This window comes from Corallococcus sp. AB045, from assembly GCF_003668895.1.
In the GTDB taxonomy this organism is placed as follows: Bacteria; Myxococcota; Myxococcia; order Myxococcales; family Myxococcaceae; genus Corallococcus; species Corallococcus coralloides.
Genome location: NZ_RAWN01000102.1, coordinates 19076 through 33100 on the forward strand (window position 1 = coordinate 19076; position 14025 = coordinate 33100).

Genomic DNA, 14025 nt, shown 5'->3' on the forward strand with positions numbered 1-14025 from the left:
ACCTACTGCGCCTTGTCCACGGTGAGCACCGTGCCCGTGGAGTAGGCGGTGAACTCCGGCGCGTACATGGACTGCACCGTCGCCGGGCCCACGCGGAAGGTGCCCGCCATGTTCGCGCGCAGCCGGTACTTGAAGTTGTACTCACCGGCCGGCAGCGACTCGAAGAAGAAGTTCGTCCCCGAGTCGCGCGTCTCCTCGTACCAGACGATGCCCAGGTCCCACTTGTGGCGGGACTGCGCGTTCTCCGGCTCCAGGCCCGCGGCACGCGGGTCCCTCAGGTGCACGTACTCCGCCGCGTGCTTCGTGCGCAGCGACAGCTGCACCTCCACCTCGTCGCCGGGGCGCAGCCTCGCGCCGTCCGACAGCGGGCGCAGCAGCGTCTGGTTGCCTTCGCGGATCCGCACGAAGTAACGGCGCGACACCTGGAAGAAGTCCCCGCGCTCCTCCTTGGGCAGCTGCTCCGTGGAGAAGTGCCACGTGGCGGACGCGATGGCGAAGCCCGGCGTCGTCTTCTCCACCACCGTGGTCGCCGTGGTCGCGTTCACCTCCGGGCCGGGGACGACCACCTGGTTCTTCTTCCCCGTGTACACGTCCGGCGAGAAGCGCATGGTCACCGCATTGGAGCCCACCGTCACCTTCAGCTCCTCGTGCGCGGACAGCGAACCCTCCGCCTCCATGTAGTTGACGAGCGCGTAGAGCGCCTCCGCCGTGGCGCGCGTGGACTTCCAGTGGTTCACCTTCTTGTCCAGGAGCAGGTACTGCACCAGGCCCGCGCGCCGGGGGTCCTTCGGGCGCAGCTCCGACAGCGTGCGCAGCGCGAAGGCGTGCGTCTCCGTGGAGTCGTTGTACCAGAGCCAGCTCCGGTCCTCCGGCTGCCAGTACGTGCCCAGGTCCTGCGTCGTCTTCGCGGAGTCCATCACGCTGTCCCAGACCTTCTGCGCGTCCTTCGTGCGCTTCGACCGGTTCAACGTGAGCGCCAGGTACCCCTTGAGGTACGGCGAGTGCTCCTTCCAGTGCTTGAAGGAGAAGTCGAGCATGCGCTGCCGCTCGGCGGCCGTGAGCGCCTCGCCCGTGTAGCGCGCATCCGGATACGCCGACGCCACGAAGTTGAGGAACGTGAGGAATTCCCAGCCCAGGTCCTTCTTCATCAGCCGGTTCGCGTAGTCGTCCCGGAAGTGCTTCGCCAGGTAGCCCCACGCGGGCTCCGTCATGGAGGGAGACACCTCCACCCCGTGCTCCATGGCGCGCGACAGGCCATGCAGGATGTAGAGCGTCATGTACGGCGACGACGGGCCGCCCGGCCACCAGGGGAAACCACCGTCCGCGTTCTGCGCCTTGCGCAGCTTCGCCTGCGAGGACACGCGCTGGGCCTGGGCCACCTTCGGATCCAACACGCGCAGGAGCGCCTGGTCGGACTCCGCCCCGCCCTTCGCCTCGTTGAGCCAGGGCGTCTCCTCCAGCGTCATCTTCCGGTTCGGATCCACGTCGTCGAAGGTCTCGAAGCGAGTGCTGCGCTCGCTCAGGTCCTTGGCCACCTTCGCCACCGCCGGATACTTGTTGAAGAGGCTGGAGACGATGCCCGTGGACACGAAGCGGTTGAGCGTCTGCTCCGTGCACTCATAGGGGTAGTCCACCAGGTACGGCAGCGCCTGGAGCACGGAGTAGAAGAGCTGCGCGTCCACCGTCACGACGAGCTGCTCGTTCACCCGCGTGGGGTCGTCCGACTTCTTCAGGTCATCGAACGTCAGTGTCCGGCGGTCATTGTTGTTCAGCATGGCGAAGCGCGACTGCGACAGGTGCATGCGGCCGGGCAGCACCGGCAGGGGCCGCAGCTCGCCGTCACTGAACGCGCCCGTCTTCGCGACGACGCGGAAGGCCACCGGCCCCACCCGCGCGGGCGTGGTGATGGGGAAGCGCAGGTTCGTGCCCTTCCCCGCCGCCACCGTGAAGGCCTGCGAGGCCGTCTTCACGCCGAACTCCGAGAGCAGGCTCTTCTGCGTGTCCGGATCCACGATGTCGAACGTGAGCTGGCCCTGCTGCGTCTGGGCCCCCGCGTTGTTCACCACGACCTCCAGCTCCGCGCGGTCGCCCTCGCGCAGGAAGCGCGGCAGGTACGGGCGCACCATCAGCTCCTTCACGCTGCGGGTGGAGCGCTGCGTGGAGCCCCCACGCAAGTCCCTCGTGAGCGCGTGCACCCAGACGTCCCACGCCGTCACCGAGTCCGGCACCGTGAACTCCAGCACCGCCGCTCCATCCGGTCCGGTGAGCAGCTGCGGAATCCAGAACGCCGTCTCCGCGAAGTTGGAGCGCAGCGGCTCCTCCGGCCCTTCCCCCGGTTCCGGGGGGCCGGGTTCCCCCTTGATGATCTGGATGATCTCTCGCCGCTTCTGCTCCAGCACCCGGCCGGGCTTCGGCGCGGATTCCGCGGCGGACGGCGCGGGCGACGGCGGTGGTGGCGGAGGCGGTGCAGCGTCAGCTTCCCGCCGGACGGCCCCGGGCTTCATCGCGCGCAGGCGTTGGCCGCCGTAGTAATTGCGGTAGCCCGGACCGCCCAGCCCGTAGCCGTCCTCGAACTTCAGCGTGTCGTCGCTGAGCTCCGGCGCGGAGGGTCCCTCCCGGACGAACTCATCGAAGAGCCAGTCCGCGCCGAAGACGCCACCGGATGCCCGGAAGTCCACGTACACCGTCTGCTGCGGATACAGCTGTGCCACCTGCGGCGGCGTGTGCGGTCCGAAGACGTTGAGCGACTGATCGTACATGTACGCGAGCAACTCCGCGGCCCCCGCCTCCAGCTTCGCGCCCTTCGGCCCCTTCACCGTCACGCGGAAGGTCTCCTTCGCGCCGGGCCGCAGCGTGTCGCGGAACGTGGCGAACTCCAGGCTGAGCTCCTTGTCATCGAAGGGCACGGCCACCGTCTGCTGGAAGCTCAGCGTCTGCCAGTCGCGCACCATCGAGAGCACCACCGTGAAGCCGCCACGCAGGGACTCCGTCACCGGAAGCTCCACCACCGCGCGCCCCTGCCCCGCCGTCAGCTGGCGGTGCTCGACGCGCTGGTGCCCCTGGTACACGTCCATCACCAGCGGCTGGCCCTCGAAGCCGGAGGCCACCATCAGCCGCGCCACCTCGCCCACGCGCACCGAAGCGCGCTCCGCCGCCAGCACCGCGGGCAACCCCGCCGGGGCGTGGGCCCCCGCCACCACGAAGTCCCGTTGCGCGGTGGCCTTCTGGCCGAACGCATCCGTCGTCTCGTAGCGCAGGCGGTACGTCCCCGCGCGCAGCGCCGGCAGCTTCACGGTGGCGACACCGTCCGCGCCATGCGTCACGGCCGCCTGCGCCACCTCCGCGCCGTCGTCCCAGCGTCGCAGCGTCTGCTCCACGTCGTAGTTCGTGTCCCAGCGGCCCCTCTGCGCGTCACCCGGCGTGGGCGAGGCCTCCTTGAGCGACTGCACGTCCGCGTCCAGGGGCTTGGGATTCTCCACCGGAACCTCCGACGGCATCAGCGGACGGCTCGGAGCCTTCAAGGCGATGAGCCGCCAGCGGCCCGCTCCAGCCTGCGGCGCGCCATCCAGGTTCGAGCGCACGAGCCGCACCTCCGACGGGAAGTCCTCGCGGACGAAGCCCACATCGGAGTCCACGCGGCCCTCCACCGACACGAAGCCCAGGCGGAAGGAACGGCTCGCGGAGCGCGTCTCACCGCCCTCGTCCGTCAGGTCCGCCTCCACGCGGTAGCGCCACGACATGCCCTGCGCCTTCGCGAGCCGCTCGTCCGCTTCCGGGGTGAACGCCACGGTGAAGCCGCCGTCCTCACCCACCGTGGCCGTACCGGAGGCCACCAGCTCCGTGGTGGCCGGGATGCGCTCCCAGAACCACCAGCGCGGCAGCACCGGCTCGCGCGACACGCGCCACTTCACCGCGCCGCGCGTCACCGGCAGGCCGAAGTAGTAGCGGGCCTCGCCCTTGAACGTCGCGCGCCGGTTGAGCCGCAGCGCCTCCGGCGCGTCCTTCAGCGTCACCTCGAAGGTGGGCCGCTTGTACTCCTCCACACGCACGCTCGCGTAGCCGTTGGGGCGCGTGCGCACCGTCCACTGGCCCAGGGGCCTCCCCGAGGGAATGTCGAACTCGCCCGCCACCGACCCGAACGTGTTGGTGCGGGCCTCGCGCTTGGACACCTCCTGGCCGTTGGGGTCGACGAGCGACACCGTCACCGCCGAATCCGGCAGGACGCGGTAGCGCTTCGACGCCTCCTCCGGACGGTAGGCCACCACCTTCCACAGCAGCTTCTGCTGGGGACGGTAGACGGCGCGGTCCGTGTAGATGAGCGTCTGGTCCTGCGGGGTCGACTCATAGAGGGGGGACAGGTACACCGAGCCCGGGAGCACCATCACGCCCTTGCCCCGGCCCAACACCAACTGCATGTCCTCGTAGCGGTTGGCGTCCGTGCCCTTGAGCAACAGGTCGCCGTTCGCGTCCGTGCGGCGGCTGACGACGTTGAAGCGGCGGGTGCCGTAGTCCGACCTCACCAACCGCACCTCCACGTTCGGAGCGGCCGCCCCCGTGGCGCCGTCCACCACGTGGACCTCCGCCAGGTTGGGGTTCGCCTTGCGCACCGTCACCGCCCAGGGCGACACGGACATCGGCAGGGAGAGGATCCGGCTGTTCTTCTTCGCGAAGTCCTCTCGCGTGGACATGACGATGGTGTACGCGCCCGCCTTGAGCGCCGGCGGCGTCACGAACGTCTGGTGCCGCTGGAAGTCCGGCGTGGGCGGCAGCGCCATGCTCCACGCGGCCTCCGGCTTGCGCGATGCCACCATGCGGAGCATCTCCGCGGTGGAGGGGAGCAGCGACAGGTCCTCGTCGGGCTTCGCGAGCCGTGCCTCCACATCCAGCGCGTACGCCCGGAAGTACACCGTGCCCACGTTGCGGTGGCCCACCAGGATGGAGCGCTTGCCCGGCCCGTCCACCTGCATCCCGGTCGCGTACAGCTCCGGCGCCTCCAGCCTCGCCACCAGCGCCGCGCACTGCATGCCGCCCACCGACTTCGGCCACGCCTCCGCGCCCGCCTTCGCCAGGGCATGCGCGGTGATGGCGCGGCCCCCCTGTGCCTCCATCTCCGCCAGCTGGTTCTGCCCCTTGGACCACCACGGCACGTCCCGGAAGCCCTTCAGGTGCGCGGCCAGGTGCTCCCGGATGCGCCGCTTGTCCGCGGCTTCGGTGAACGACGCTGACAGCACTTCGTAGCGCCGCAGCCGCGCCTCCAGCGCCGCCTCACGCCGGCCCGCCGCCAGGTGCCACGCCTCCAGGTCCCCCAGCACCGCCACCACCTTCATCAGCGGGTGCACGGAAGGGTCCTTCAGCTCCACCTTCGGCGTGCTGTCCAGGAGCGCGCCCAGGTCCAGCCGGTACACGCCCTGCTCCTGCTCCGGCCGCCACAGGCCCGTGTCGTCCAGCGAGCCCACCCACAGGTACGTCACCGCGTCGCGCACCGTGGAGCGGATGCCCTCCGGATACGTGTTGGGCTGGATGTACTCGGACAGCCCCTTCACCGGCTCGGTGCCAAACTTCTGCCGCGACTCCCAGACGCTGGCGTACGTGCGCTGGATCTCCACTGAAATCTGATCCTTCGTCCACGCCTTCAGGTCCACCGGCCCCGTGGACACCACCTGCTCGCGCTGGCCAATCTCGTAGCTGTACGACCGCTGGTAGTTCGCGAGCACCGCCGCGTAGAACAGGTGGAGCGTGGCCTGCTGCCGCAACCCCTGCGGCCAGGGCTGTTCACGCAGGAAGCGCACCGTCGTCTCATAGCCATGCAGCCGCGTGCGCAGCTGCACCGTGCGGATCAGCGCGCGCGTCCACTCGTCGGCGTCACCCTGGGCCTTCGCCGCGGCGAGCCGGGCCTCGGCTCCCTGCGCGGCGGACTCGACCTTGTCGTCCTCGACGAGCGCGTCGATGGCCTTCCACGTCGGGGGCGCCTTCGCGGGCGCCGCCACGGACACGGAGGACAGCACCAGGGACAGCAGGCACAACACGACGACGGAAGCACGCGAGCGTGGTGGAGAAGACATAGGGGCGGCACTCTAGACGCCGCCCGCGTCCCTGGCGTTCCCTTCTCTGTTTCAAGTGGCCGAGGGCGCCGGGGCCCGGCGCCGCAGACCCACCACGTAGACCTCCATGCTGGCGCCGCGCGTGGCCTCCGGACGGACGATCTTCACCTCTTCGAAGTGCTGCCGCACCTCGTCACGGAAGGCCTCGAAGTCGCCCCCCATGAAGACCTTGGCCACGAACGTGCCGCCGGGCCGGCCGCGCGTGGCGGCCACCTCCAGCGCCTTGCCCGCGAGCCGCAGGCTGCGCGCCTCGTCCGTGCCCTTGATGCCGGACGTCTTGGGCGCCATGTCGGAGATGACCGCGTCGTAGGGGCCGTCGTACAGCGCGGCCAGCTTCGCGTCGAAGTCGTCCGCGAGCACGTCCAGCACCGCCGTCGTCACCCACTTCTGGGAGAAGGGACGGATGGCCGAGATGTCCACGCCGATGACGCGCCCGTGCATCCCCACCGCGTCCGCCAATATCTGGAGGAACCCGCCGGGCGCCGCGCCCAGATCCAGCACCGCCGCGCCCTTCTTCACGGACGAGGGGAAGCGCTTGAGGATCTCATCGACCTTGAACGCGGAACGCGCTCGCAGTCCCTCTTGCTTGGCTTTCTGGAAATAGTGGTCTTTAGGACGGTAGGGCTTGCCCATGTCAGAAGCCGTCCCTAGCATCCGCTACTGTCTTCGGAAAGCCGGAGCAGTCGCGGCCTGTCGGCTGGCCGCGCCCACGGATTTGCCGGAGGGTTGGTGGCATGGGCACCCGGAGCGTGACAGCGGCCTTGTGCATCTCCCTGCTCTTCGCGGGTGGGGCGGCGTTCTGCTACGCGCGCGCCGAGGCCCTGCAGGCGGAGGGGCGCTGGCTGATGGCCCGGGGCAGCGCCCAGGCCTCCGACTTCGCCCAGAAGCTGGACGGCACCTCCGTGGACGCCCAGCTGAAGACCTTCAAGGAACGCCGCGGCGTGATGGAGAAGGCCCACCGCTGGCAGCGCGGCATGCTGCTGGGCATCATGGCCGCCGTCCTGTCCGGCCTGTCCGCCTACGTCCTCTTCCTCCTCAAGCGGCTGGACGACCAGCTCCTGGACGCCACCGGCGAGCTGCGCCGGCCCCAGGAAGCCTCCTCCCTGCCCACCCCGGCGTTCGCACCCAGCGTCCAGCGTTAAACCGGACTCTGGCAGGATGCCCCCGTTACCGTCCTGACGGGGAGGACCGCCATGCCCGGCTGCGCGCACTGCGGACACGCACTCGACATCATCGCGAATCAAGTCGGCCGGCGCGACACGTGTCCCGGCTGTGAGGAGGACCTGCGCTCGTGCCGCAACTGCCGGCACTTCGACGAGTCCGTGGCCAAGGCCTGCAAGGAGCCCTTCGCGGAGGCGCCCCGCGACAAGGACGAGGCCAACTTCTGCGAGCTCTTCCAGTTGGGCGAAGGCGGCCTGCACCAGAAGGCCTCACGCGACGCGATGCTCAGCGCCGCGGAGGCCCTCTTCGGCAGGAAGTAGCTAGAAGCCGTACAGCTTGGAGATGATCTCCTTCATCACCTCGGACGTGCCGCCGCCGATGGTGATGAGCCGCACGTCGCGCCACATGCGCGCGATGGGCGTCTCCTCGATGTAGCCCATGCCGCCGAAGAACTGCTGGCAGTCGTAGGCCACGCGCTGGGCCAGGTCTCCGGCGAACAGCTTCGCCATGGAGATCTCCTTCACCGGGTTCTCCTTCCGGTCGTAGAGGTCCACCGCGTAGTAGTTGAGCCGCCGCGCCGCCTCCACCGCCGTCAGGTGCTCCACGAACTTGTGGCGCCACACCTGGAACTTGATGAGCGGCCGGCCGAACGCCTCGCGCTCGTTGCCGTACTGGAGGGCGTCCTCCAGCATCCGGTCCATGCCGCCCACCGTGGTGATGGCGCCCACCAGGCGCTCACCCTGGAAGTTGGTCATGATGTGGTAGAAGCCCTGGTTCTCCTCGCCCAGCACGTAGCGCGCGGGGATGCGGCAGTCCTCGAAGTAGAGGATGGCCGTGTCCGAGGACAGGTTGCCAATCTTGTCCAGCTTCTTGGAGACGCCGAACCCCTTCACGTCCGTGGGGAACGTCACCAGCGAGATGCCGCCGTAGCCATCCTCACCGGTGCGCACCGCCAGCGTGATGAAGTCCGCGCGCGTGCCGTTGGTGATCCACATCTTGGAGCCGTTGATGACGTAGTCGTCGCCGTCACGGCGCGCCGTCGTCTTGATGCTCGCCACGTCCGAGCCGCACCCCGGCTCGCTCACGCCCAGCGCCGCGATGCGGTCGCCCTTGAGCGCGGGCTCCAGGAACTCGCGCTTCTGCTCGTCGGTGCCGATCTCGTTGATGATGGGCGTGGCCATCTGGCTCTGCACCAGCAGCGCCATGTTCACGCCCGCGTTGCGGCTGCGCGACAGCTCCTCCGCGAACGCCGTCACGTACCAGTAGTCCAGGCCGCTGCCGCCGAACTTCGGGTCGTGGTTGATGCCCAGGAAGCCCAGCTCGCCGCACTTCTTGAACAGCTCGCGGGGGAAGATGCCTGCCCGGTCCCACTCCAGACCGTAGGGCGCCATCTCCTTCTCCACGAAGGCGCGCACCGTCCTGCGAAACGCCTCGTGCTCCTCGGTGAACGGGTTGAGCATCGCGAGTCCTTGGGGGTTGTCCCGCTGCGGGTTGATTCGCGAGTCAATAACAGGCGCCCGCCGTCAGCCACAAGCGACGCGCCCCGTCCCCTCCCTGCCCGGCGCCCGCCTTCCTGGTGACGCAGCGCGCTGGCCCCGGTGTTGTGAAGAAGATTGAAGGCCTGGAGGGCAGGCGGCCAACCCCGCGGGATGACTGGGGAGTGGATAGTCCGCACTCCGGAGTATCCTCTTGACAGATAATCGAGCGTCGGTAATTTCTAGCCCACAAAGAATTAGCCGGAGCAGGTGCCAGGGCGGGTGTCCCGCCGGCGACCCGGCAGGAGTTCGGACGCGTGAATCAGCGAATCTTGGCTGCCGTGGTGGCCGTGGCGGTGTCGACGGCGGGGTGCTCGAAGGCGGGCGCGGAGAAGGCGCAGCTTCCGACTCAGCAGGAAGGCTCCAACGCGCTGGGCGTCAAGGCGATCACCCCGGCCACGGAGCTGGAGCAGAACGTGACGCGCGTGACGGGCCAGGTCCGCTCCAAGCAGGAGGCCGTGTTGGGTCCCCAGGCGACGGGCACGCTCGCGAAGGTGAACGTCCGGGTGGGCGACAAGGTGAAGAAGGGCGACGTGCTGGCGCAGCTGGACACGTCCAACGTGTCCATCGCGGTGGACCAGGCGAAGGCGGCCAAGGACATGGCGGAGGCCGCGCTGCAGCTGGCCACCAGCAACCTGGAGCGCACGCGCAAGGTGGCCGAGTCCGGCGGCGTCGCGGCCAACGCGCTGGAGCAGGTGGAGATCGGCCAGAAGCAGGCCGCGGCCCAGGCGGCGCAGGCCGGCGCGGCGTACCGGCTGGCGGTGGAGAACCTGCGCGACCACAGCATCATCGCGCCCTTCAACGGCATCATCACCGCGCGCACGAAGAACGTGGGTGACTCGGTGGCGATGACGCCCTCCACCCCGGTGTTCTCCATCGTGGACACGGACGGGCTGGAGATCCGGATGATGGTGCCGGAGTCCGTCATCGACAACGTGACGCCGGGCATCGTGACGCCGGGCACCGTGAACCCCAGCGGCATGCGCTTCGAGGCGAAGGTGGCCAACGTGGGCGCCGTCATCGACGCGCAGAGCCGCACCGTGGAGGTGCTGGCGGACGTGACGGGCAAGACGGAGCACCCGCTGCGCCCCGGCGCGCTGGTGGAGATGGACTTCTCCAAGGCCGCGGGCGACGCGGGCAACGGCCTGTTCCTGCCGGCGCAGGCCGTCAGCAGCAAGGGCCAGGACGGCTTCGTGTGGGTGGTGCAGGACGGCACCGTGCGCAAGCGCGACGTGCGCGTGCAGCGCGTGCTGCCCGGTTACGTGAAGGTGCTGCAGGGCCTGACGGCGGAGGAGCGCGTGCTCGCCGACGCCTCGCTGGACGTCAAGGAGGGGACCGCCGTGCGCGTCGCGCAGTAGCGGTCCCTCCTCCCCTCTTCTTCCCTGGGTACCTGAATGCTCAAGACCTTCATTTCACGGCCCATCTTCACCGCCATGCTGATGCTGGCGGTGGTGGTGTTCGGCCTGTTCGCCTATCCGAAGATCGGCGTGGACCAGTTCCCCGACGTCGACTTCCCCGTCGTCACCGTGACGACCATCCTCCCGGGCGCGGACCCGGAGACCATCGAGAAGAACGTCTCCGACCCGCTGGAGGAGGCGCTCAACACGCTCAACGGCGTGGACACGCTCAAGTCCATCAACGTCGAAAGCGTTTCGCAGATCGTCGTGCAGTTCAAGCTGTCCACCAAGGTGGACATCGCGGCGCAGGATGTGCGCGACCGCGTGCAGGCCACGTTGAGCAAGCTGCCGGACGAGGTGGAGACGCCCGTCGTGGAGAAGTTCGACATCGGCGCGGCCCCCATCATCACGCTGGCGCTCGCGGGCGCCCTGCCGGTGGAGGAGCTGACGCGCGTCGCGGATGACATCGTGAAGCCGGCCCTCCAGCGTCAGCAGGGCGTGGGCAGCATCGACATCGTCGGTGGCCGGGAGCGGGAGATCCAGCTCGTGGTGGACCCGAACCGGCTGCGCGGCTTTGGCCTGGCCATCAGCGACGTCAGCCAGGCGCTCAAGGCCCAGAGCCTGGACGTGCCGGGTGGCCGCAGCATGGACAGCGGCCGTGAGCGCATCGTGCGCCTCACGTCCGAAGCGAAGAGCGTGGACGACATCCGGAACATCATCATCACCAGCACGGGCGGCTCTCCCATCCGCGTGCGCGACATCGCGGAGGTGGTGGACGGCCCCGCGGAGCAGCGCTCGGGTGCGAAGAGCGGCGAGCGCAGCGCGGTGGCGCTGGTGGTGCGCAAGCAGTCCGGCTCCAACACGGTGCAGGTGGCGGACCTGGTGCAGGAGTCGCTGGCGGACATCAACAAGTCGCTGCCCGCCGGCGTCCAGGTGGAGACGGTGACGGACAACGCGCGGTTCATCCGCTCGTCCATCCACGCCGTGCAGGAGGACCTCATCCTGGGCGGCGTGCTCGCCGTCCTCATCGTGCTGGTGTTCCTGCGCAACCTGCGCTCCACCATCGTGGCGGCCATCGCGCTGCCGGTGTCCGTGGTCGGTACGTTCGCGGTGATGGCGGCGCTGGGCTTCACCTTCAACATGATCACGATGCTCGCGCTGACCCTGTCCATCGGTCTGCTCATCGACGACGCCATCGTGGTCATCGAGAACATCGTCCGTCACATGGAAGAGGGCGCCTCGCCCATGCAGGCCGCGCTGGAGGGCGCCGGACAGATTGCCCTCGCGGTGCTCGCGGTGACGCTGGCCATCGTGGCGGTGTTCATCCCGGTGGCCTTCATGGACGGCATGATCGGCAAGTTCTTCTACCAGTTCGGCGTCACGGTGGCGGTGGCCACGCTCATCTCCTACGTGGTGTCCATGACGCTCACGCCGATGCTGTCCTCGCGCCTGTTGCGTGAGCACGGGCACCCGACGGGCATCTCCGCCGCGGTGGAGAAGGTGCTGGTGGGCATGGAGAACGGCTACCGGAAGATCCTGGGTGGCATCCTCCGTCACCGCGCCCTGACGATGCTCGTCGCGGTGGTGGTGCTCTTCGCGACCTTCGGCCTGGCCCGCTTCCTCAAGTTCACGTTCATCCCGGAGCAGGACAACGGCAACATCAAGCTGACGGTGGAGCTGCCCATCGGGTCCACCATCCAAGAGACCCAGACGCAGCTGGACACCTTCGCGGCCCAGGTCCGGGCGCTGCCGGGCATCTCCTCCACGTTCACCACCGCGGGCGGCGGCGTGCAGGAAGAGGTCCACAAGGGCGAGGTCCTCATCAACCTGATGCCGGTGAAGGACCGCGCCTTCAAGCAGAGCGAGCTCAAGGCCTACCTGCGCCAGAACATCCACCCGCCCAAGGGCATCACCGTGGCGGTGCAGGACGTGACCGCGGTGTCCGGTGGTGGCGCGCGCTCGCAGCAGGTGCAGTTCAACCTGCGCGGCGACAACTGGAAGGAGCTGACCGAGTCCGCGGAGAAGATGCGCCAGGCGATGCTCCAGAACCCGGGCCTCACCGACGTGGACATGACGTACCGCTCCGGCAAGCCGCAGTACGACGTGCAGGTGGACCGCGACCGCGCGGCCACGCTGGGCGTGCCGGCCGCGTCCCTGGGCGCCACCCTGCGCTCCTACCTGGGCCGCGACAAGGTGCTGGACTACCGCGAGGGCGGTGAGACGTACGAGGTGAAGCTGCGCCTGCCTCCGGAGACGCTGGCCTCCGCGGACGCGCTCGGTCAGCTGGCCGTGCGCGCCCCCACGGGGCAGCTGGTGGAGCTGCGCAACCTGGCCCGCATCGTCCCCGCGGAGGGGCCGGTGCAGATTGACCGGCAGGCGCAGAAGCGGCAGGTCACCATGCTGGCGAACCTGAAGGAGGGCTACGCGCTCTCCGACGCCATCACCTACATGCAGGGCTACGCCGCCAAGGAGCTGCCCAAGAGCGTCACGGGCGAGCTGGAAGGCAACGCGAAGGAGCTGGGCAAGTCCGTGGCCGCGTTCGGCACCGCGCTGCTCCTGGGCATCATCCTCATCTACATGATTCTCGCGGCGCAGTTCGAAAGCCTCATCCACCCGTTCACGATCATGCTGTCCTTGCCCTTCGCCTTCATCGGGGCCATTGGCGGCCTGCTGATCACCGGCCAGTACATGTCCATGTTCGCCCTCATCGGCGTCATCATGCTTATGGGTCTGGTGGTGAAGAACGGCATCCTCCTGGTGGACTTCACGCTGCAGGTCCGTGAGAAGGGCCGCACGGCGCACGAGGCGCTCCTCGAGGCCGCTCCGGTGCGTCTGCGCCCGATTCTGATGACGACCATCGCGATGATCGCCGGCATGATCCCGGTGGCCATCGCCAAGGGCGACGGCGCGGAGACGCGCGCGCCCATGGCCATCACCATCATCGGAGGCCTCATCACCTCCACGTTCCTCACGCTGGGCGTGGTGCCGGTGGTGTACTCGCTGCTGGATCAGCTGGCCGCGCGCTTCAAGCGCAACAAGGGCAGCGACCCCGGCTTCGCGGGTGGCTCCGGCACGGCGCACGGTCCGTCCAACCAGGACCGTGAGCGGGAGGCCGCGGCGGCCGCGGCCCGAGTGGAGACGGCCTGATGCGCCGCCCCACCTCCATCACCTCCCCCTCGGAATCCGAAGTGCGCTCCGAGGGGAAGGACGAGGCCGCCGACGAGAAGGCCGTGATGGAGCGCCTGCTCCAGGAAGGGGACCAGTCCACGCCGGACTCACGCCGCTTCATGGGGCTCATCCGGGAGCTGGCCCACTTCCGCTCCCTGAGAGATCCGCTGGCGAGCCTCTGCGACGACATGCGGCTGACCCCCACCCAGGTGCACGCGCTTGGGTGGCTGGGCATGGACGGCCCCATCCAGGTGGGGGTGCTGGCCCAGCGCATCGGCATCACCAAGAAGACCATCACCGGCGTGGTGGACCGCCTGGAGGACATGGGCATGGTGGAGCGCGGCCGGGACGCGGAGGACCGCCGCGCCGTCACCGCGAAGCTCACCGACCGGGGCTGTGAAATCTACAAGGTCATCCAGCTGATGACGGACGCGGGCATCCGGCGGTTGATGGGCCTGCTTCCCGACGATGACCGCGAGGCGCTGTTCGGCATCATCGAGCGGATGCTCGCCCGGATGAAGGCCGCCGCTCCGCCGCGCTGAAAAGGGCGCCACAGGTGCGTGGATGGGCGCGGGCTGCGACACTGCCCGCGCCCATGTTCCCCTCCTTCGTGGCCCTGCTCGGGCTTGGCCTGAGCAGGGCCACGAAGGAGGGGAACATGGG

8 protein-coding genes are annotated in these 14025 nt (G+C 69.0%); 5 read left to right on the forward strand and 3 right to left on the reverse strand.

The window, feature by feature from the left end; genetic code table 11:
* Nucleotides 1–2 precede the first annotated feature (2 nt).
* A complete protein-coding gene (locus tag D7Y21_RS23265) occupies nt 3–6062 on the reverse strand; it encodes an alpha-2-macroglobulin (RefSeq protein WP_121715770.1) in 6060 nt (2019 codons plus the stop codon).
* A 51-nt stretch (nt 6063–6113) separates the two neighbouring features.
* Nucleotides 6114–6755: an RlmE family RNA methyltransferase gene (locus D7Y21_RS23270; protein WP_120565960.1), complete on the reverse strand. Its 642-nt coding sequence runs from the start codon at nt 6753–6755 to the stop codon at nt 6114–6116.
* 80 nt (nt 6756–6835) lie between these two features.
* Here D7Y21_RS23270 and D7Y21_RS23275 point away from each other — a divergent pair, with 80 nt between their 5' ends.
* Together D7Y21_RS23275 and D7Y21_RS23280 are read left to right on the forward strand one after the other, a co-directional pair.
* On the forward strand, nt 6836–7243 hold the full coding sequence (locus D7Y21_RS23275) for a hypothetical protein (RefSeq protein WP_120565959.1): 408 nt from the start codon (nt 6836–6838) through the stop codon (nt 7241–7243).
* A 51-nt stretch (nt 7244–7294) separates the two neighbouring features.
* Complete coding sequence (locus tag D7Y21_RS23280) at nt 7295–7582, forward strand: hypothetical protein (protein ID WP_120565958.1); 288 nt, start codon at nt 7295–7297, stop codon at nt 7580–7582.
* Here the strand turns inward: D7Y21_RS23280 and D7Y21_RS23285 are convergent, their stop codons facing one another.
* Nucleotides 7583–8722 carry an acyl-CoA dehydrogenase family protein gene (locus tag D7Y21_RS23285; RefSeq protein ID WP_120565957.1) on the reverse strand — a complete coding sequence of 380 codons (1140 nt, stop codon included), beginning with the start codon at nt 8720–8722 and terminating at the stop codon, nt 7583–7585.
* A gap of 332 nt (nt 8723–9054) precedes the next feature.
* On the opposite strand from D7Y21_RS23285, the gene D7Y21_RS23290 reads away from it, so the two are divergent.
* The 3 genes from D7Y21_RS23290 to D7Y21_RS23300 are packed head-to-tail and all read left to right on the forward strand — an operon-like array spanning nt 9055 to nt 13904.
* Nucleotides 9055–10155, forward strand: coding sequence for an efflux RND transporter periplasmic adaptor subunit (locus tag D7Y21_RS23290; RefSeq protein ID WP_120565956.1), 1101 nt, complete (start codon nt 9055–9057; stop codon nt 10153–10155).
* A gap of 36 nt (nt 10156–10191) precedes the next feature.
* Nucleotides 10192–13341: an efflux RND transporter permease subunit gene (locus tag D7Y21_RS23295; protein WP_120565955.1), complete on the forward strand. Its 3150-nt coding sequence runs from the start codon at nt 10192–10194 to the stop codon at nt 13339–13341.
* Nucleotides 13341–13904 carry a MarR family winged helix-turn-helix transcriptional regulator gene (locus D7Y21_RS23300; RefSeq protein ID WP_120565954.1) on the forward strand — a complete coding sequence of 188 codons (564 nt, stop codon included), beginning with the start codon at nt 13341–13343 and terminating at the stop codon, nt 13902–13904. Before D7Y21_RS23295 ends, D7Y21_RS23300 begins: the two co-directional genes overlap by 1 nt.
* Nucleotides 13905–14025 lie beyond the last annotated feature (121 nt).

What these genes read in the sequence shown, in the direction of transcription:
- D7Y21_RS23280 (WP_120565958.1), top strand. Translation starts at nt 7,295, where the DNA reads ATGCCCGGCTGCGCGCACTGCGGACACGCACTCGACATCATCGCGAAT.
- D7Y21_RS23275 (WP_120565959.1), top strand. Translation starts at nt 6,836, where the DNA reads ATGGGCACCCGGAGCGTGACAGCGGCCTTGTGCATCTCCCTGCTCTTC.
- D7Y21_RS23285 (WP_120565957.1), bottom strand. Translation starts at nt 8,722, where the DNA reads ATGCTCAACCCGTTCACCGAGGAGCACGAGGCGTTTCGCAGGACGGTG.
- D7Y21_RS23300 (WP_120565954.1), top strand. Translation starts at nt 13,341, where the DNA reads ATGCGCCGCCCCACCTCCATCACCTCCCCCTCGGAATCCGAAGTGCGC.
- D7Y21_RS23270 (WP_120565960.1), bottom strand. Translation starts at nt 6,755, where the DNA reads ATGCTAGGGACGGCTTCTGACATGGGCAAGCCCTACCGTCCTAAAGAC.
- D7Y21_RS23265 (WP_121715770.1), bottom strand. Translation starts at nt 6,062, where the DNA reads ATGTCTTCTCCACCACGCTCGCGTGCTTCCGTCGTCGTGTTGTGCCTG.
- D7Y21_RS23295 (WP_120565955.1), top strand. Translation starts at nt 10,192, where the DNA reads ATGCTCAAGACCTTCATTTCACGGCCCATCTTCACCGCCATGCTGATG.